Origin of the sequence: Micromonospora sp. CPCC 206171 (assembly GCF_036906755.1) — a bacterium.
Lineage (GTDB): Bacteria > Actinomycetota > Actinomycetes > Mycobacteriales > Micromonosporaceae > Micromonospora > Micromonospora purpureochromogenes.
In genome coordinates, this window is record NZ_JBAKHT010000007.1 from 1 (window position 1) to 18,365 (window position 18,365).

Sequence of the window (18,365 nt, forward strand, 5' to 3'; positions counted from 1 at the left end):
AGCAGGCGGACAAGTCCGGCCGAAGGCACAAAGGCCAGTCAGACGATGGGTCACGCCCGCTACTGCCAGCTATCAGCTCACCACCACTGAGCCGACCCCGCCATGCTCACAGTCAGCCGAGTTCCGCCGCCAGTCGCGCGGCGTTCACCGGCCCCTCGTGGGCCCGCTGCTCGGCGTACGTCACGATCAGCCCGACGAGCTGGACCAGGTAGACCGGGACGACCAGCACCGCGGTCAGCGTGACCACCACGACGGCGCCCACCGCGGTGCCCGGCGCCGCGAACGGGTCGGCGCCCAGCGGCGCGGTGCCGACGGCCTCCAGCACCGCGCCGACCACGGTCCCGGCGACGACCGCCGCCGCCACCAGCGCGATCCGGGCCGGCACCATGCCGAGCCGGCTGCGGAAAAGGTGGAAGGAACGCCCGATCGGGTTCTGCCGCTCGAAGAGGTAGACCGGGCCGGCCAGGGCGAGCGCGAAGGCGAGGTAGACGCCGGGTATCACGCAGAAGCAGAAACCAACCGTGACGAGCAGACCGACCAGCAGGGTCCAGCCGAACAGACCGGGCGCCCGGCGCAGGCCGTAGCGCAGCGCACCGCCGAGGTCGGCCGGCTCGCCGGCCGCCTGCCGGGTGACCACCCAGGTGCCGGCCGCCCAGCCCACGCTCTGGAACAGGTAGAGCAGCAGGATGGCAACCAGCGTCGTGCCGCCGAAGGTCAGCAGGTCGCCCAGGAAGCCCTCGGGCAGCGAGCCGTCGGCCGGCACCGGCTCCGCGGTCTGGTCCAGCCCGAGCGAGATGATCGACAGCACCGCGGCGGGGAGCGCCTGGGTGAGCAGCATGATCGGCAGCAGCGTGCGCCAGCCGCGCCGCAGCGCGCCGGCGCACCGGGTGAACCAGCCGTCGATACCCGCGTGCGGTGGGTTCACCAGCGGGTCGGCCGGGTCCCATCCGCCGGCGGCCGGCCAGCCGTACGGAAGCTGCCCGGCGTACGGCGGGTAGCCGGCGTACGGCGGGTGGACCGGCGGGAAGCCGGCGTACGGGTCGGAGCTGGGCGGGTAGCCGCCGGTGGGCGGGAAGACCCAACCCGGGTACGGGCCGGCGGGCCCGACCGGGCCGCCCGGCGCGGGCGGGTCCACGGGATCGGGTCCGGGCGGACCCGACGGGGACTGGTCGGACATGAGCGCTCCTCAGCGACGGCTGGATCGGCTCACGATCTTCCCTGGTGCCCGCCCGCGCCGCTGCCCCCTGGGGGGGCCGGCCGACGAGCGAAACCCGGACGCCACTCAGGCGATGACGCGCACCCGCTCGGCCTGCGGGCCCTTCTGGCCCTGGGCGATGTCGAACTCCACCCGCTGCCCGTCGTCCAGCGCCTTGTAGCCGTCCATCTCGATGGCGGAGAAGTGGACGAAGACGTCCTGGCCGCCGTCGACGGCGATGAAGCCGTAGCCCTTCTCGGCGTTGAACCACTTCACGGTGCCCTGTGCCACGGTGCACTTCCTCACTCTGCGCGGCGTTCCACGACCCCGGGGCCGGCGGAGCGGCACCGGAGGACCACCGCTTCGGCGATCGGTGAGGGCCGCTGAATCGGTGACCGAAATCGCACGCTACACGAGGCGTGACGGCGGCGCACGACCACAAATCGGGCATATTCCGGGTGCTCCACGGACCGCCGTCCATTGGCGACGGTCGCTGCGGTATGCATGCGGACATGACACCTGCCCCGGCCCGCCCGGAAGCCCGGAGAGCCACGGTCCGCCGGGTACGCCCCGAGGACGCCGCCCGGATGCGGGCGCTGCGGCTGGAGATGCTCGCGGACGCGCCGCTGGCGTTCCTGGAGACCGTCGCCCAGGCCGCCGCCCGCCCGCACGCCGACTACGCGGCCCGGATCGCGGCCGTCTCCCGGGGCGACCACACCGCGCAGTTCGTCGCCGACCCCGGTGGCCGGCTCGTCGGCCACGCCGGCGGCATCGCCTCCCCCGACGAGCCGGGCCTGACCGTCGTCTACGCCGTCTACGTGACCCCCACCTGGCGGGGCAGCGGCCTGTTGGCCGACCTGATCGACGGGGTGGCCGCCTGGTCCCGCGCGGCCGGTCGCCCGGAACTGCTGCTGGAAGTGGTGGTCGGCAACGACCGCGCCTACCGCGCCTACCAGCGGCTGGGCTTCACCGACACCGGCGTGCGCGTCCCGCACCCCACCGTCCCCGCCATGCGCGAACTCCAGATGCGCCGCCCTGCCTGACCTCCCGCCACGGACACCCCGCACCGGCCGGAGCCCCACCAGGCCAGCACCCCGATGGAGGCGGCGCCCCTCCCAGGGACAGCGGACATGGCAGGCCGGGGGGAGCCACCCGCGGAAGGATCAAGCCTGACCGCCTGGAGCGGGTGGGCTCCCCCCGGAAACCCCGACCTGGACGAACGGCGAAGACCTAGACGTGCCGCCGACTCTGCACGATCCGGAACCGGTTAGCCACGTACGCCCCATCGGTCAGCGCCGCGTTCGCGGCCGGGTTGGCGCCGCTGCCGTGGAAGTCCGAGAACGCGGCCGACTGGTTCACGAAGACCCCGCCGGTCAGGTTGCAGGACAGGTGCACGCCGACGTCGACCGCGGCGGCCTCGGTCGCGTCCAGCACGGCCTCGTCGGTGGAGTAGACGCCGGCGGTCAGCGCGCCCTTCTCCCCCACCGTCGCGCGCATGATCTCCAGGCTGTGCGCGGTGGAGTCGGTGGCGATGACGAAGGAGATCGGCCCGAACCACTCGCGGCCGTAGGTCGCGGTGTCGTCGGCGGCCAGCTTGACGATGGTCGGCGTCCGCACCACCGCGCCGGGCAGCGCCGGGTGCTCGACGGTACGCGACTCCAGCACCGGCTCGCCGACCTTGGTCACCTCGTCGAGCCGCTCCAGCACCCCGTCGTTGACGATGGCGCCGGTGAGCTCGACCCCGCGCGCCGGATCGGCGGTGAGCTTGGCGACCGCGCCGGCGATGCCGGCGGCCACCTCGTCGAAGCTCTTGTGCCCCTGGTCGGTCTCGATGCCGCCGGCCGGAATGAGGATGTTCTGCGAGGTGGTGCACATCTGGCCGCTGTACAGGGTCAGCGTGAAGCCGAGGTTGCGGCACATCCCGACGAAGTCGTCGGTGGAGTCGATGACCACCGTGTTCAGGCCGGCCTTCTCGGTGTAGACGGCCGCCTGCCGGGCGTTCGCCTCCAGCCAGTCGCCGTACTCGGTGGAGCCGGTGAAGTCGACGATCTTCACGGCGGGGTGCAGCGCCAGGGTGGAGGCGAGCTTCTCGCCCGGCCCCTCGGGGGCGAGCAGCACCAGGTTGGGGTCGAAGCCGGCCTCGGCCAGCACCTCGCGGGCGTACCGGACGGTGATGGCCAGCGGCAGCACCGCGCGCGGGTGCGGCTTGACGACCACCGGGTTGCCGGTGACCAGCGAGGCGAAGAGACCCGGATACGAGTTCCAGGTGGGGAAGGTGTTGCAGCCGATCACCAGCGCCACGCCCCGGGGCACCACGTGGAACGTCTTGGTCATCCGCAGCGGGTCGCCCTTGCCGGCCGCCTTCTCCCAGCCGGCCGTCCCCGGGTGCCGGGTCATCTCGGCGTACGCGTAGGCGAGCGCCTCCAGCGCGCGGTCCAGCGCGTGCGCGCCGCCGGCCTGGAAGGCCATCACGAACGCCTGGCCGCTGGTGAACTGCACCGCGTTGGCGAGCTCGAAGATGTGCTTGTGCAGCCGGTCGAGGATCTCCAGGCAGACGCCCACCCGGGTCTGCGGGCCGGCGTCGCGCCAGGCCGGCAGGGCGGCCGAGGCGGCGGCGACCAGCTCGTCGGCGCCGGCGTGCGGGTAGCGCACGTTCAGCTCCAGCCCGAAGGGGCTGGTCTCGGTGGCGACCCGGTCGCCCGAGCCGGGCTGGTCGAGGGGGAAGTCGCCCTTCAGGTACGCCTCGAAGGCGGCCTTACCGTCGGCGGCGGCGGTCTCGCCGTACACGCGGGGGCTGGGTGACTCGGGATAGGCGGACCAGTATCCCCGCTCCGTGATGGCGGTCAGCGCACGGTTCAGGGTGTCGGCGTGCCTGTCGTACAGGGGGTGCGGGGTCTCCGTCATGCCCGCCATCATGCAACAGGTCGGTCCCAGATCAGTAGAGCAGTGTCACAAGTGGGATCGTCACCGGTCAGAGCGTCAGCTGCCACTCCGTCGAGGCGTCGACCGGCCGGAAGCCGAGCTGCTCGTTGATCCGGATCATGTGCCCGTTCTCCGCCGCGTTGAAGGTGTCGATCGCGCGCAGCGCCGGCTCGTACGCCAGGGCGTGCCCCAGGTTCTCGATCTTGGTGAGCAGGCCCAGCCGGTGGCCGCGGTGGGCCGGGTCGACGATGGTGATCTGCTGCCAGGCGTGCCAGTCCGCGCTGGCGCCGAGGCTGAGCATGCTCCAGGCGACCAGCCGGCCGGAGCGCTCGTCGACCGCCGCGACGTGGTAGCGGCGGCTGCCCCGGAGGTCGAGCGCCCGCTCGACGCCCCGGATCCGGTCCGCGTCGACCCGCTCCTGCTCCCACTCCAGGTCGCCCAGGGGCGCGTCGGTCATCAGCCGGCCCTCCAGGTAGGCGACGTCGTCGACGTACTCCTGGGGGGTGGCCTGCTGCCAGCGGACCGTGCGGTAGCCGGCGGCCGCGCTCCGGGCGCCGGCCAGCAGGGTGTCCAACGCGGACCGGTCGAGGGTGGTGGTGTCCAGCCGGCGGCGCACCGCCGCCAGCGCGGGGCGGGCGCCGACCACGGCGGCGAAGGCCGCTCCGGCGGGGTCGCGCGCGGGGCCGTCCGGCAGGGCCGAGACGACCTCCCCCACCACCCGCTTGCGCCCCGCGTCGCGCAGCAGCCGCACCCCGTGCTCGTGCAGCGCCCGGCCGACGCCCCGCCGCCGGTACGCCGGATGCACCACCAGCTCGGCGGCGGCGTTGTCGGTGTTGTCCAGTTGCGGCAGCTCGAGGCGGAGCCAGCCGGCCGGCACCCCGTCGAGCCGGGCCAGCGCCCAGTGCACGACGAGGCCCGGCATCGGGTGCCGGACCAGCGCCTCGAAGCGCCGCCGGCAGTACGGCGGGAGGTCCGGCGCGTCCGCGTCGGTGACCGCCGCCCCGATCCGGTACGCCGCGTCGACGCCGGTCTGGTCGGTCGGCTCCAGCGGCGTGAGGGAGATGCCCATGCCGGTGAGCCTGCGGCCCGGAAAGCGAACGGGCCAGCGATTTTCTCGCTGGCCCGTTCGAACGTTGGTCGGGAGGGACGTCCACACAACGCCTCCGGCGTTGGGTCGTAAGAACTCAAAGTCTCCGGCGGATCGCCCTCCCGCACGGAGCATCTTGCGCCGTCCGGTTCCTGTCGTCAAGTCCTTGTCGGCGGGTTTTCCACACTCACAGCGAAAAGCCAGTTACCCGGCGGATCGACCCGATCCCCCGTCCGGGCGATCCGCCCTCCCCCGCCCGGCCGACCTCGCCCCGCTCCGACCGCGCCGCCACCGCCCGCCGCCCCCCTCGGTTTGCGGCGTGTCGCGGTGTCCCGGCGGCGGGAGGGCGCGACACGCCGCAAACGGGGTCACCCCGCCGGCCGACACCCCGTGGGTGGCGCGCTCGATCAAGCGGGCCGACCGGCGGGCGCCGAAGGCGGCGGGGCGGCGGGCGTCAGGCGAGGAGGCCGGCGTCGCGGGCGGCGCGCAGCGAGGGCTTGATCCGGTGGGTCGGGCCGACCTGACCGGCGACCGCGTCGATGGTCTTCAGTCCCTCGCCGGTGTTGAACACGACGGTCTCCGCGGTCGGGTCGAGCCGGCCGGACTCGACCAGCTTGCGCAGCACCGCCACGGTCACCCCGCCGGCCGTCTCGGCGAACACCCCGGTGGTCCGGGCGAGCAGCCGGATGCCGGCCCGGATCTCCTCGTCGTCCACGTACTCCATCCAGCCGCCGGTGCGGCGCACCGCCTCCAGCGCGTAGAGGCCGGCGGCCGGGTCGCCGATGTTCAGCGACTTGGCGATGCCGGTCGGCTTGACCGGGACGATGGTGTCGCTGTCGCCGTGCAGCGCGACCGCGATCGGGTTGCAGCCGGCGGACTGGGCGCCGAAGACCTTCCAGCCACCGGCCGGCGCCTCGACCAGGCCGATCTCGACCAGCTCGGAGAACGCCTTGTCGATCTTGGTGAGCAGCTCGCCGCTGGCCATCGGGATGACCACCTGGGCCGGGATCCGCCAGCCGAGCTGCTCGGCCACCTCGTAGCCGAGGGTCTTGGAGCCCTCCGCGTAGTACGGGCGGACGTTGACGTTGACGAACGCGGTGTCCTCGAACTCGTCGGTCTCCACCAGCTCGCCGCAGAGCCGGTTCACGTCGTCGTACGACCCGTCGATGGCGACCAGTTCGCCGCCGTAGACGGCGGTGGTGACCACCTTGCCCTGCTCCAGGTCGCCGGGGATGAAGACCACCGAGGGCACGCCGGCCCGGGCCGCGTGGGCGGCGACCGAGTTGGCCAGGTTGCCGGTGGAGGCGCAGGCGAACCGGGTGAAGCCGAGCGCGCGGGCGGCGGTCAGCGCCACCGAGACCACCCGGTCCTTGAACGAGTGGGTCGGGTTGGCGCTGTCGTCCTTGACCCAGAGCGGCCCGGTGATGCCCAGCTCGGCGGCCAGGTGCGGGGCGGCGACCAGCGGGGTCAGCCCCGGGTCGAGCGTCACCCGGGTGGCCGGGTCCTGGCCGGCGGGGAGCAGGGCGGCGTACCGCCAGATGTTCTGCGGGCCGGCCTCGATCCGCTCCCGGGTGACGGCGGCCAGGGCGGCGCTGTCGTAGTCGACCTCCAGCGGCCCGAAACACTCGTAGCAGGCGTGCTGGGCGGCGAGCGGGTAGCGCGCGGAACAGGCGCGGCAGACCAGGGCGCGGGCCGGGCTGGCGGTCGTGTCGATGCCGGGGGCGGCGGGAAGCGTCGACGTCATGTCGAGAGTCCTCTCATCTTTCCCCGCATCGCACCCTGCGGCGGGGACGGAATTGGCACCTGCCCGCGTCCGCTCGTCATCGAGCGTGCGGGTGGTTGCCGGGGCGTCGTCGGGCCGTATCCCTCAGCCCCTCTGGATGAGGTATGCAGTTGTGCCACCGAGTCTAGAAGTTCCGCGGCCCGAACCCGACCCCGGTTCCCACGCTGTGAGCGGAGGCCGTGGGCGGCGGGCGGTCAGTACGGTGCGGGCGATCCCGTCGAGAGAGGAACCTTCCGCCCATGCGCCGGACCCTGCCGAGCTTCGCGGCCGTCACGCTGGTCTGCCTGCTCACCGCGTGCGGAGGTGACACCGGGACGACCGACACCGCGTCCACCACCGTCACCCCGTCCGCGGACGCGTCCACCGCCGCGGCTCCGGCCGCCATCGCCCCCAGCGCCACGCCGACCACGGCGGCGCCGGCCGCGCCCGCGCCGGCGGAGACCCTGACAATGAAGCCGAAGCCGCCCGCCGCCCCCGCGCTGACCTGCAAGCAGCTCGCCGGTGCGCACGTCGGCAGCGCCAAGGTGCCCTACAACGGCTACCCGGACCACCTGCCGCTCACCGAGGGCCAGTGGTCCGGCGAGGACGGCGCGACCGTGCTGTTGCAGAAGCCGTGCGGGATCGGCGACCTCGACGGCGACGGGGCGGCCGACGCGGTCGGCGTGGTCGCGCTGAACGGCGGGGGCAGCGGCACCTTCTTCACCGTGCTCGTCTGGCGCAACAGCGGCGGCAAGCCGGCCTTCCGGGCGCTGGCCGATCTCGGCGACCGCACCCCGGTCCTGTCGGTCAAGGTGGCCGGGCAGCAGGCCACCGTCGTCTGGCTGACCCGCAGCGACGGCAAGAGCATGGCCGAGCTGGACATCAGGCGCACGTCGACGTACAAGCTCACGGGCCCGACGCTGGCCGAGGTGGGCCACACCGACGCGCCGTACACGCCCTGACCGCATCGCCGCCGGAGCCGTGCCGAACGGCTCCGGCGGCGGGCGGCCGGCGGGTCAGGCGGGTACGGAGTTCCGGCCCGCCGGCGCCGGGGTGGCCACGCCGGCGCGCCGTCGACCGACCAGGCGGTCGAGCGCCCAACTGCCCGGACCGAGCACGACCACCAGGGCGAACGCCCAGCAGAACAGGGCGGCGAGTTCGCCGTTGTTGTGTATCGGCAACAGGCCGTCCGGCTGATGCACGACGAAGTAGGCGTACGCCATCGAGCCGGAGGCGAGCAGCGCGGCCGGCCGGGTGAGGAGCCCGAGCAGCACCAGCGTGCCGCAGACCGCCTGGATCAGCGCCGCCCACCAACCCGGCCACTGCCCCACGGGCAGCGATTCGCCTGTGCCGCGCGCGCCACCGAGCACGCCGAAGAGCGACGACAGGCCGTGGCAGAGGAAGAGCAGGCCGATGACCATACGGAAGAGGGACAGGGCGGGTCCGTTGAACCGGTCGAGATTCATCTCGCTACCTCCGGGTGAGTGGAACGCTGCACCCAGGATCAGCCAGGAAATATCCGACCTAATGAACTTTTTGTTAACGGACGCGCCGTCTGGGCGATTTAACGCTCAGGCCACCCCGCCGTCAGCTCGTGACATCCTTTCGGGTGAACCGCCAGAAGGCGAGCCCCCAGAAGAGCGTCGCGTAGCTCACCGCCGAGATCGCACCCCCCACCACGTCGTCGGTCTGCACCGGAGTGGAGAGCAGGCCGAGCCAGGCCGTGCTGTAGTGCGTCGGCAGGAGGTTGCGCAGCCCGCCGAGGGCGGTGATCTGGTCCAGGATGCTGGAGAGGATCCAGAGCAGTACCGCACCGCCGACCGCGCCGAGCGCGGCGTCCGTGGTCACCGACAGCAGGAATGCCAGTCCCGCCACCACCAGCAGGACGACCGCCAGGTAGCCGAGCACCGCCAGCAGCCGCAGCAGCCCGTCGGTCGGCGCCAGTTCCGCGGCGACCTGGCTGCGCAGCGGCTCCCAGCCGTACCGGAGGGTGCCGGCGAGCAGGGCGGTGCCGGCCAGCAGCAGCAGGGCCAGCGCCGAGTACGCGAGCGCGACCAGCAGCTTCACCGCGAGCAGCCGGGACCGGGGCACCGGCACCGCCAGCAGGTAGCGCAGACTGCCCCAGCTCGCCTCGCTGGCCACGGTGTCCCCGCAGAACAGGGCCACCACCACGACCAGCAGGAACGACGCCGAGACGAAGATCGAGAAGAGGGTGAAGTTGAGCCCGCCCGAGGTGGCCAGGTCGACCAGGCTGCCGAACTCGTTGCGCCCGTTGTCGTCGTCGCCGCCGGAGTCGAACTGGAAGGCGATCAGGATGATCAGCGGCAGCAGCACCATGAACCCCAGCGCCAGCTGGGTGCGCCGCCGCGACGCCTGCCGGCGGAACTCGGCCGCGAACGGCAGGGTCGCCGACGGCCGGTAGCCGGCCGCCGCCCCGCCCGGGCCGACCCGGCCGACGTCGGCCGGACCCGCCGTGTCGATGGATGAGCCCGCCATCACCGGTCCCCGCTTCCCCGAGAGTTCTCGCCCACCAGGGCGAGGAACGCGTCCTCCAGGCGGCGCCGCGGCACCACCCGGTCCACCCCGATCCCGGCCCGGACCAGCTCCGCCACCACCTCACTGCGCGCGGTGCCGTTGGTGTCGACCACCAGGCCGCCGGCACCGTCGGGCAGCACCCGGACCCCCTTGAGGCCGTCCAGCACGACCCGCGCAGCGGCCGGGTCGGTCACGTCGAAGAGCACGCTCGGCGAATCGCCGACGATCTCCTCGACCGGCCCGGAGGCGACGATCCGGCCCTTGTTGACCACCACCGCGTGGGTGCAGGTCTGCTCCACCTCGGCGAGCAGGTGGCTGGAGACCAGCACCGCCCGGCCGTCGGTGGCGTACCGCTGGAGCACCCGGCGCATCTCGGCGATCTGCGGCGGGTCGAGCCCGTCGGTCGGCTCGTCCAGCACCAACAGCTCCGGCAGGCCGAGCATGGCCTGCGCGATGGCCAGCCGCTGCTTCATGCCGTGGCTGTAGTTCTTGATCCGCCGGTGCACCGAGTCGCCCAGGCCGGCGATCTCCAGCGCCTCGTCGAAGTGCGCGTCGGCGGCCGGCCGCCCGGTGGCCCGCCAGTACGCCCTCAGGTTCTCCAGCCCGGACAGGTGCGGCAGGAAGCCGGGCCCCTCGACCAGCGCGCCGATCCGGGACAGCACCGGCGAGCCCGGCACCAGCCGGTGCCCGAAGACGTAGATCTCGCCGGCGGTGGGCTGGGTCAGCCCCATCAGCACCCGCAGGGTGGTGGTCTTGCCCGCGCCGTTCGGCCCGAGCAGCCCGACCACCTGGCCGGGGTGCACCTCGAAGTCCACGTTGGAAACCGCGACGAAGCCGTCGGCGTACTCCTTGCGGAGCTGGCGGACGGCGAGCGGGACGCCCGCGTACTCCGGGTGGATCGAGCTGTCCTGGCGGCGGTGCCGGCGGCGGGCGACGGCGACGACCACGGCGAGCCCCACCGCGATCGCGGCGAGCAGCCCGACCAGCACCCAGCGCCAGACGGTGGCGGTGGTGGGGATCGGCTCGGCGTCGACCGTCGGCAGGCTGACCGGGGCGTCGCCCGCCGCCACCGTGTAGACGGTCGGCTCGGCGGGCGTGGTGTACGCCTGGTCGGAGGTGGCGACCACGACCCGCAGCCGGTGCCCGGCCTCGATCCGGCGGACGATCGCCGGCAGCGTGACGGTGACCGGCCGCGCGCCGTCGAGGCTCTTCGGCAGGCCGGTCAGCCGCACCGGGGCGACCAGTCCGTCGGGAAGCGTCGCGGCGCCGTTCGGGTCGACGTCGTAGAGCTTGACGAAGAGCACCGCCGCACCGGTCGGCGAGGCCGCCCGAAGCGCGAAGGTGGGTGACCCGGCGACGTCCACCGCGTCGGCCAGCGGGGCCGACTCGAACCGGGCGTGCTGGCCGGGAACGTCGCCGGCCACCCCGCCGAGCAGCGAGCCGAGCGCGCCGGCGAAGGGCACCGAGGAGATCGCCGCCGGGTTGCCGTTCGGCGGGTTGGCGATCGGCTGGGCCGGACCGGTGACGGCGATCTCGCGCCGGGCGTCCCCGGCGACGCCCGGGTAGTCGGCGGTGCGGTAGCCGGTGGCCACCAGCCCCCGGTCGAGGGCGTCGAAGCCGGCGATCCGGGAGAAGGTGAAGCCGTCGCCGGGAGCCGCCCCCTCGCCCTTGACGTAGTGGTCCAGCCACTGCGCGGTCAGGAACTTCACCCGGTCGGAGTCGCTGGTCGGCCCGGTGCCACCGTCGTGTCCGCCGGTGAACCAGGCCACCCGCACCGGAGTGCCGGCGGCGGCGATGCCGCGCGCGTTGGCGTCCGCCTCGGTCAGCGGGAAGAGGCTGTCCGCCTCGCCCTGCACCAGCAGGGTCGGCGCCTTGATCCGGTCGAGGACGCCGGCCGGGGAGGAGCGGCGCAGCAGGTCCACCGCCGCCTGGTCGGCCCGCCCGCTGGTGGCGATCCGCAGGTACGCCGCGCAGACGTCGGCGGCGAACCGACCGCAGGACGGGTCGGCGGCCGGTGCGGGGCCCGACCCTGGGCCGGTGCCCGGTCCCGCGCCCGGCGCCGGGCTGGCCGGTCCGGCCGAGGCGGGAGCGCCCTCCGGCTGGGCGGCCGAGGTGCCGGAGAGACCGGCCGGCCCGGAGCCCGCGTTGCCGCCGCCGCCGAAGAAGATCCCGGCCCAGCCCTTCTTGAACACGCCGTCGGTCGCCGGCCGGCCGGTGCTCTCCGGGAGGAAGGCCCGGGAGAGGTCGTTCCAGGTGATCATCGGAACGATCGCGTCGACCCGCTGGTCCTGAGCGGCCAGCAGCAGGGCCAGGCCGCCGCCGTACGAGCCGCCGACCACGCCCACCCGGGGGTCGCCGGCGGCGTCGGTGCGGATCTCCGGTCGCTCCGCGAGCCGGTCCAGCAGCCGCTGGGCGTCCCGGATCTCGTAGTCGGGGTGGTCCAGGTGGATCTCGCCGCCGCTGCGGCCGAAGCCCCGCGCGGTCCAGGTCAGCACGGCGTAGCCGCGGGTGACCAGATCCTCCGCGTCGGACCGGACCGAGTCCTTCGTACCGCCGAAGCCGTGCGCCAGCAGCACCGCCGGCACCCTGCGGTCGGCCGAGGCGCCCTCGGGCAGCCAGAGCGTGGTGTCCAGTTCGACCGGCTGGTCGCCGGCCGGTCCGGATCGGACGGTGACCAGAGCGGACTCGGTACGGAAGCCGGGCCGGTCCGGTCGGGCCGCCCAGACGGCGGCGGCGACCAGCAGCACGACGACCACCGACGCGACTGCGACCCGGCGACGGCTGGCCAGGATGCGCCGCAGCCACGCGGCCGACAGCGGTGATCTCATGTGGCTCACGGTACGGCCCGGTTCCTGAGCGTTGGCTGGGATCCTCCGTACGTCCGTCCGGTTCGTCCGATCGACGAACGGGATCGATCGACCGCGCGCCGTCCAGACCATGACCGGGGGGACGACTTCGGATCGCGTGAATTCCGATCTTCGCTCCGAAATCGACTCGGATCAGACCATGACGGCGTCCCCGACGGCACTTTCCGTGGCGATCAGCAAACGGCATGTGACATCGCTCGTAGTGACGTGAAACTGACTGAACAACCACGGCATGAGCCAGGGCCGGGTCGGTTAGTTTTCCGGTCCGGTGTACGGGACTCCATCGGCGACCCCCGACACCCGGAGGAGATCCCCCGCCGTCGCCGGAGGAGACAGACCCATGACCGTCCCCGCGCAGCGGGTCCGTCGACGGCCCTCCGGCCGCGTGCTGCCGCTGCTGCTCGTCGTGGCGATGCTGGCGCCGGTGGCCTTCCTCTTCGCGCAGCACCACCGCCTCACCGACGACGACCGGGACCTGGCGGTCCGGGAACGACTCGGCGTCGAGTACCTGCGCGCGCTCGGCCCGGTGACCGAGGCGCTGGTGGACGCCCAGTCCGCCGCGGTGGCCGGCCGTCCCGCCGGCCGCGACGCGCTGGACCGGGCCGTCCGGGACGCCGCCGGGGTCGACGTGCGCATCGGCGACGAGCTGCGCAGCCACGAGCGGTGGGCCGGCCTGCGCGCCAAGCTGGAGGCGCTGCCGGACCGGCCGCTCACCGACCCGGAGGCCGCCTTCGTCGCGTACGGGGAGGTCACCGACCTGCTGCTGGCCCTGCACCGCAAGGTGCGGGAGAGCTCCGGTCTGGTCCGCGACCCCCGACAGGACTCCTTCTTCCTCCAGGACAGCATCGGCCTGGACCTGCCGACCGCGATGGTCGCCGCCGGCCGGCTCGCCGACCTGAGCGTGCTCGGCGCCACCCGGCCGGCCGCCGAACGCCCCCGCACCCAGGGTGAACTGGCCGAACTGAGGGTCGGCGCGCTCGCCTCCGCCACCGACCTGGTCGCCGACCTGCGCGAGGCGGTGGACAGCTCGGAGAGCACCGACCTCGGCGCCAACGTGCTCACCCCGCTGGACACCTACCAGCGTGCCGTCGAGGCGCTCGCCGCCTTCTCCGTGCCGAGCGCCGGGTCGAAGACCGGGCTCGCCGACCCCGGCCAGGTCGCCGCCGCCCGGCTCAACGCGCAGTCCGCCGCCCGGCAGCTCCAGCCGGTCATCCTCGACCAGCTCGACGCGCTGCTGACCGAGCGGATCGACTCGTACGACCGGGACCGCCGGCTGGCCGCCGGGGCTGCCGCCGCGGCGCTGCTGCTCGTGCTGGTCCTCGCCGGCCTGCTGATCGCCGCGTACCGGCGGGCGCGGCGGCACGCCGCCGAGGCCCGGCGCGCGGGCGACGGCGACCCCGGCACGGTGCCCGAGCCGCAGCGCTGGGCGCCGCCGGCGGCGGAGCGGGGCATCCGCCCGGAGGACCACCGGCTGCTCCAGCCGGCCGGCTCGGGCCGCGACGGCGGATCCGGACGCTGGGGGCCCTTCGATGCTGCTCGGTAGGCTCCGGATCCGGGGAAGGCTCGCCCTGCTGGTCTTCATCCCGCTGCTCAGCACGGTCGGGCTGGCCGTACCGGTGGTGCTCGACCGGGTCGCCGCCGCCCAGCGGGCCGGCGAGACCGCCGACACCGTACGGCTGGCCAGCCGGATCGGCAGCCTGGTCCAGGACCTCCAGCAGGAACGCGTCATGTCGGTGGGGCTGCTGCTCGGCCGGGTACAGCGCAGCGAGCTGATCCAGAAGGCGGCCACGGTGGACGACCGGGTCGCCGACCTGCGCGCCGAGTACGCCGGCCGGCTCTCCGCCGAGACCACGGCCGCCCTGGACGGGGTGCACGAACTCGCCGGGCTGCGCACCCTGGTACTCACCCGGGCCGCCACCCCGAACCAGGTGATGGAGGCGTACGGGCCGATCGACATGGCCCTGATCGATTCGTTGAAGCTGCCGTCGAAGGTCGACACCAGCACCTCGGCCGGCCGGCAGGTGCTGGCGCTGGACGCGCTGCTGCGGGCCGACGAGGGGCTGGGCGCCTGCGCCACCCTGATCGTGCTGGTCAAGGCGACCAGCAACCCACGGGTGTCCGCCTCCTACATCGCCTGTATGGCCGCGCTCCAGGTGGACAACCTGCGGTTCCGCAGCCTGACCACCCCGGAGCAGTACCAGCTCGCGCTGCTGGACGACGCGGCGGTCGCCGCCCGGACGAGCCCGACCTTCCTCGTCGACAGCGTCCAGGACCCGATCGCGGCGATCCGGGACGTCCCGCTGGACGCCCTCTTCCCGTCGGTCCGTTCGATGATCACCCTCGGCCAGTTCGTGGAGAAGAAGGTCGTCGCCGACGTCATCGCCCAGACCACCGCCGACAAGCGCTGGGCGCTCACCACGGCCTGGCTGGTGGCCGGGGCGGCCGGCCTGGTCCTGCTGACCGTGGTGCTGCTCAGCGTCGCGGTGGCCCGTACGGTCGCCCGGCCGCTGACCCGACTCACCCGCTCCGCGGACCGGGTGGCCCGGGTCGCCGAGGCCGAGCTGGTGCGGGTCGCCGACGACGAGTCCGACAGCGGCCCCCCGGTACGCCTCGACCCGGTCGACGTCCGGGCCCGGGACGAGATCGGCGACCTGGCCCGCGCCTTCGAGCGGGTGCAGAGCACCGCCGCCCGGCTGGTCGAGCGCCAGGTGGCCGGCCGGCGCAACGTGGCACAGATGTTCGGCCACGTCGGACGGCGTACCCAGAACCTGGTCGGCCGGCAGATCGCGCTGATCGACCGGCTGGAGCGGCAGGAGACCGACCCGGGCCGGCTGGCGCACCTGTACCGGCTGGACCACATCTCCAGCCGGCTGCGCCGCAACGCGGGCAGCCTGGTGGTGCTCTCGGGCGCGACCGGCAGCGACGGACACGTCGCCCCGGTGCCGCTGGCCGACGCGGTACGGCTGGCGCTGGGCGAGATCGAGGACTACACCCGGGTCGACGTGCAGGTGCCGGCCGAGGTCTCCGCCACGCCCGCCATCGCCGGCGACCTGGTGCTGGCGCTGGCCGAGCTGATGGAGAACGCCACCGTCTTCTCCCCGCCGCACACCCGGGTGGTGGTCTCCGCCGAGCTGACCGGGACCGGCGCCCGGATCTGCGTGGTGGACCGGGGCATCGGCATGACCGAGGACCGGCTGGCCGAGGAGAACGCCCGGCTGACCCGCCGGGAGCGGCTGGACCTGGCCCCCACCGAGGTGCTCGGCCTCTTCGTGGTGGGCCGGCTGGCCCGCCGGCACGGCTGGACGGTGCGCCTCGCCCCGACCGCCGGTGGCGGGGTCACCGCCCGGCTGGACGTGCCGCACCCGCTGCTGGTGGTACGGCAGGCCGACCCGGCCGGCGCGACCGTGGCGCGGGCCGCCGTACCGACCCGGGACCGGCGGTCGCCGGCCGCCGCGATCGACCCGGCCCGGTCCGGCCGCGCGCTCACCGCGGCGCCGGCCGGGAGCCCGGCCGCCGCCTTCGATCCCGCGCTGCTGAGCCGGGCCACCCGCACGATGGCGGCCGGCGAATCCTGGGACGCGTTCGGCACCGGGGCGGCATCGACCGGGGGCACCGCGTTCCTGGAGATCCGGCAGCCCGACGCGGACGCCGCGGAGGGCTGGGCCGTCCCCGGCGGGTTGCCGCGACGGCGCCGGCCCGACGAGATCGCCGGCCGGCCCGCGCCGACCGGCGCGGACGTGCCGGTCGCCGGCCGGCCGCCGGCCCCCGCGCCGCAGTCGGTGGAGATGTCGCTCGCGCCGTCGCTCTTCGCGCCGCCGGCCGACCCACCGTGGGCGGAGGCGCCGCCCGCCCCGGCGGTGCCCGCGCCGTCGCTCTTCGCGCCGGCCGCCCCGCCGGCCTGGCCACCGACCGGCGGGGCCGGGGCGCCGACGGTCCGGCAGCGGGTGCCGGGGGCGACCCTGCCCCCGGCCGAGCCGGCGGTCGGTCCGGTGGACGCCACCGGCGCGGACCCGGACGCCGCCCGGACGCTGGTCGAGCAGTTCCAGTCCGGGGTACGCCGGGCCGAGCAGTCCGGCTGGGCCGACCTCGGCGCCACCCCGGACCGGCCACGGCTGAGCCGACGGGTGCCCGGGGCCAATCTGGCGGTCACCCCGCCGCAGCAGGCCCCGGTGAGCCAGCCGCCGCAGGACCCGACCGAGGTCCGGGAGCTGATCAGCCAGTTCGAGGCGGGCGTCGCCCGGGCTCTGCGTGAAGTCAACACCGACCACCGCCACGACGAAGAGGAATCATCACGGTGACCAGCCCCTTCCTGCACGACAACGTCGACCACCCGACCCACGCCGGGCCCGACCTCAGCCCGGAGGCGCGCACCTTCAACTGGCTGCTGGACTCGTTCACGTCGAGCACGGCCGGGGTCCTGGAGGCGATCGCCGTCTCCTCGGACGGGCTGCTGATGGCCATGTCGGCCATCAAGGACCGGTCCAACGCCGAGCGGCTCGCCGCCGTCGTCTCCGGCATGACGAGCCTGGCCGGCGGCGCAGCGAGCTGGTACGCCCTCGGCGGCCTGAACCGGGTGATCGTGGACATGGCCGACGGTTACCTGCTGATCAGCGCGATCAGCAGCGGCTCGGTGCTCGGTGTCGTCGCCGACCGGTCGGCCAACCTGGGCACCGTGGCGTACGAGATGACCCTCTTCGCCGGGCGGGCCGGCGGCGCCCTCAGCCCGACCCTCATCGCTGAGCTGAAGAACGCCGTTCAGCAATGACCCCGCAGGCCGCCGGCGAGGAACCGGACCCGGACCCGACGGTCCGGATCCGTCCCTACCTGCGGACGCCGGCACCGACCGGCGAAGGCGTACCGGCGACGAGGCCGGCGCCCGGGCCCGATCCGCAGGCCGAGCGGCCGGCCGGCCCGCGCCCGTTCGTGCTCACCGCCGGGCGGGTCACCGGCACCGACCCGGCGATCGGGCTGGAGACCCAGGTGACCGCACGACCGGGGGGCGGCCCGTGGACGGCCACCCCGGCGGCCCGGCTCGCCCCGGAGTCGCAGGCGATCATCGCGCTCTGCGCTGATCCGATCTCGGTCGCCGAGATCTCCGCCCGGATGCGGATGCACTTCGGCGTGGCCTGCGTGCTGGTCAGCGACCTGCGGGCCGCCGGCCACCTCGACGTGCACGTCGGCGACGTCGACGATGCCCTCGACCCCGACATCATCCTGCGAGTGATTGATGGACTCCGTGCGATCTCCTGAATGGCCGGTCGCCCCGCTGGGCGGGGTCTCCTCGAACAGCGCCTCCGCCCGCTACGGCAGCCCGGCCGGCGGTGGTCAGGACGTACCGCCCACGGCCCCGCCGCCGCCGTACCGGCCGCCGGCCGTCCCGGGCGCGGCGGGCCGGACCGCACCGGGTGGCCGGCCGCCGATCCCGGTGAAGATCCTGGTCGCCGGGGGGTTCGGCGTCGGCAAGACCACCACGGTCGGCGCGATCTCCGAGATCGCCCCGCTGACCACCGAGGCGTCGATGACCAGCGCGGGCATCGGCGTGGACGACCCGGGCGTACGGAGCACGAAGACCACCACCACGGTGGCGATGGACTTCGGCTGCGTCACCATCGACCGCAGCCTCAAGCTCTACCTGTTCGGCACGCCCGGGCAGGCCCGGTTCGGGTTCATGTGGGAGGACCTGGCCCGGGGCGCGCTCGGCGCGCTGGTGGTGGTGGACAGCGCCCGGCTGGACGACTGCTACCCGGCCATCGACTTCTTCGAGCGGGCCGGGCTGCCGTTCGTCGTCGGGGTGAACGCCTTCGACGGACGGCTGGCGCACGACCTGGGGGCGATCCGGTGGGCGCTGGCGATCGGCGACCAGGTGCCGCTGGTGCGGTTCGACGCCCGGGACCGGCTCTCGGTGCGGGACGCGCTGCTGGTCGTCCTGGACCGTGCGCTGGACCGCGCCACCCAGGAGAGGGGGACGTGAACCTCCTCGCCGGTACGACCCGTTCA

The 18,365-nt window shown here is 74.2% G+C and carries 15 protein-coding genes and 1 riboswitch; of the genes, 7 read left to right on the forward strand and 8 right to left on the reverse strand.

Annotated elements, in window-relative coordinates; translation table 11 throughout:
• Positions 1–112: 112 nt before the first annotated feature.
• Complete coding sequence (locus V6U89_RS10820; protein WP_334570723.1) at positions 113–1,177, reverse strand: hypothetical protein; 1,065 nt, start codon at positions 1,175–1,177, stop codon at positions 113–115.
• Positions 1,178–1,282: 105 nt separating this feature from the next.
• Entirely contained in the window at positions 1,283–1,486 is a 204-nt protein-coding gene (locus V6U89_RS10825; protein ID WP_088960044.1) for a cold-shock protein, read from the reverse strand.
• Positions 1,487–1,707: 221 nt separating this feature from the next.
• Here V6U89_RS10825 and V6U89_RS10830 point away from each other — a divergent pair, with 221 nt between their 5' ends.
• Complete coding sequence (locus V6U89_RS10830) at positions 1,708–2,238, forward strand: GNAT family N-acetyltransferase (protein WP_334570724.1); 531 nt, start codon at positions 1,708–1,710, stop codon at positions 2,236–2,238.
• A 187-nt stretch (positions 2,239–2,425) separates the two neighbouring features.
• Here V6U89_RS10830 and paaN read toward each other — a convergent pair whose 3' ends face one another.
• The 3 genes from paaN to thrC all read right to left on the reverse strand — a co-directional run bounded on the left by paaN (position 2,426) and on the right by thrC (position 6,948).
• Complete coding sequence (paaN, locus tag V6U89_RS10835; RefSeq protein ID WP_334570725.1) at positions 2,426–4,099, reverse strand: phenylacetic acid degradation protein PaaN; 1,674 nt, start codon at positions 4,097–4,099, stop codon at positions 2,426–2,428.
• Positions 4,100–4,166: 67 nt separating this feature from the next.
• Positions 4,167–5,186, reverse strand: coding sequence for a GNAT family N-acetyltransferase (locus tag V6U89_RS10840; protein ID WP_334570726.1), 1,020 nt, complete (start codon positions 5,184–5,186; stop codon positions 4,167–4,169).
• A 472-nt stretch (positions 5,187–5,658) separates the two neighbouring features.
• Complete coding sequence (gene thrC, locus V6U89_RS10845) at positions 5,659–6,948, reverse strand: threonine synthase (protein WP_334570728.1); 1,290 nt, start codon at positions 6,946–6,948, stop codon at positions 5,659–5,661.
• A gap of 10 nt (positions 6,949–6,958) precedes the next feature.
• A riboswitch (SAM riboswitch) is annotated at positions 6,959–7,091 on the reverse strand.
• Positions 7,092–7,226: 135 nt separating this feature from the next.
• On the opposite strand from thrC, the gene V6U89_RS10850 reads away from it, so the two are divergent.
• A complete protein-coding gene (locus V6U89_RS10850) occupies positions 7,227–7,928 on the forward strand; it encodes a hypothetical protein (RefSeq protein ID WP_334570729.1) in 702 nt (233 codons plus the stop codon).
• Between the two features lie 54 nt (positions 7,929–7,982).
• On the opposite strand, the gene V6U89_RS10855 is transcribed toward V6U89_RS10850, so the two are convergent.
• The 3 genes from V6U89_RS10855 to V6U89_RS10865 form a co-directional block, all read right to left on the reverse strand.
• Positions 7,983–8,432 carry a DoxX family protein gene (locus V6U89_RS10855; protein ID WP_334570730.1) on the reverse strand — a complete coding sequence of 150 codons (450 nt, stop codon included), beginning with the start codon at positions 8,430–8,432 and terminating at the stop codon, positions 7,983–7,985.
• Between the two features lie 121 nt (positions 8,433–8,553).
• On the reverse strand, positions 8,554–9,462 hold the full coding sequence (locus V6U89_RS10860; protein WP_334570731.1) for an ABC transporter permease: 909 nt from the start codon (positions 9,460–9,462) through the stop codon (positions 8,554–8,556).
• Complete coding sequence (locus V6U89_RS10865) at positions 9,462–12,329, reverse strand: alpha/beta fold hydrolase (RefSeq protein ID WP_334570732.1); 2,868 nt, start codon at positions 12,327–12,329, stop codon at positions 9,462–9,464. Before V6U89_RS10865 ends, V6U89_RS10860 begins: the two co-directional genes overlap by 1 nt.
• A 379-nt stretch (positions 12,330–12,708) precedes the next feature.
• On the opposite strand from V6U89_RS10865, the gene V6U89_RS10870 reads away from it, so the two are divergent.
• Genes V6U89_RS10870 through V6U89_RS10890 form a run of 5 tightly spaced genes read left to right on the forward strand, consistent with a single transcriptional unit; the run spans position 12,709 to position 18,339 of the window.
• Positions 12,709–13,911, forward strand: coding sequence for a hypothetical protein (locus V6U89_RS10870; RefSeq protein ID WP_334570733.1), 1,203 nt, complete (start codon positions 12,709–12,711; stop codon positions 13,909–13,911).
• Positions 13,898–16,666 carry a sensor histidine kinase gene (locus V6U89_RS10875; protein ID WP_334570734.1) on the forward strand — a complete coding sequence of 923 codons (2,769 nt, stop codon included), beginning with the start codon at positions 13,898–13,900 and terminating at the stop codon, positions 16,664–16,666. Before V6U89_RS10870 ends, V6U89_RS10875 begins: the two co-directional genes overlap by 14 nt.
• A complete protein-coding gene (locus V6U89_RS10880) occupies positions 16,663–17,133 on the forward strand; it encodes a roadblock/LC7 domain-containing protein (protein ID WP_154941519.1) in 471 nt (156 codons plus the stop codon). Before V6U89_RS10875 ends, V6U89_RS10880 begins: the two co-directional genes overlap by 4 nt.
• Positions 17,130–17,618 carry a DUF742 domain-containing protein gene (locus V6U89_RS10885; protein WP_334570735.1) on the forward strand — a complete coding sequence of 163 codons (489 nt, stop codon included), beginning with the start codon at positions 17,130–17,132 and terminating at the stop codon, positions 17,616–17,618. Before V6U89_RS10880 ends, V6U89_RS10885 begins: the two co-directional genes overlap by 4 nt.
• Entirely contained in the window at positions 17,596–18,339 is a 744-nt protein-coding gene (locus V6U89_RS10890; RefSeq protein WP_334570736.1) for a GTP-binding protein, read from the forward strand. Before V6U89_RS10885 ends, V6U89_RS10890 begins: the two co-directional genes overlap by 23 nt.
• Positions 18,340–18,365 lie beyond the last annotated feature (26 nt).

Excerpts from the sequence above, each read along its gene's own strand:
- V6U89_RS10875 (WP_334570734.1), top strand. The coding sequence starts at position 13,898 with ATGCTGCTCGGTAGGCTCCGGATCCGGGGAAGGCTCGCCCTGCTGGTC.
- V6U89_RS10870 (WP_334570733.1), top strand. The coding sequence starts at position 12,709 with ATGACCGTCCCCGCGCAGCGGGTCCGTCGACGGCCCTCCGGCCGCGTG.
- thrC (WP_334570728.1), bottom strand. The coding sequence starts at position 6,948 with ATGACGTCGACGCTTCCCGCCGCCCCCGGCATCGACACGACCGCCAGC.
- V6U89_RS10840 (WP_334570726.1), bottom strand. The coding sequence starts at position 5,186 with ATGGGCATCTCCCTCACGCCGCTGGAGCCGACCGACCAGACCGGCGTC.
- V6U89_RS10830 (WP_334570724.1), top strand. The coding sequence starts at position 1,708 with ATGACACCTGCCCCGGCCCGCCCGGAAGCCCGGAGAGCCACGGTCCGC.
- V6U89_RS10855 (WP_334570730.1), bottom strand. The coding sequence starts at position 8,432 with ATGAATCTCGACCGGTTCAACGGACCCGCCCTGTCCCTCTTCCGTATG.
- V6U89_RS10885 (WP_334570735.1), top strand. The coding sequence starts at position 17,130 with ATGACCCCGCAGGCCGCCGGCGAGGAACCGGACCCGGACCCGACGGTC.
- V6U89_RS10820 (WP_334570723.1), bottom strand. The coding sequence starts at position 1,177 with ATGTCCGACCAGTCCCCGTCGGGTCCGCCCGGACCCGATCCCGTGGAC.
- V6U89_RS10865 (WP_334570732.1), bottom strand. The coding sequence starts at position 12,329 with ATGAGATCACCGCTGTCGGCCGCGTGGCTGCGGCGCATCCTGGCCAGC.
- paaN (WP_334570725.1), bottom strand. The coding sequence starts at position 4,099 with ATGACGGAGACCCCGCACCCCCTGTACGACAGGCACGCCGACACCCTG.
- V6U89_RS10850 (WP_334570729.1), top strand. The coding sequence starts at position 7,227 with ATGCGCCGGACCCTGCCGAGCTTCGCGGCCGTCACGCTGGTCTGCCTG.
- V6U89_RS10860 (WP_334570731.1), bottom strand. The coding sequence starts at position 9,462 with ATGGCGGGCTCATCCATCGACACGGCGGGTCCGGCCGACGTCGGCCGG.
- V6U89_RS10890 (WP_334570736.1), top strand. The coding sequence starts at position 17,596 with ATGGACTCCGTGCGATCTCCTGAATGGCCGGTCGCCCCGCTGGGCGGG.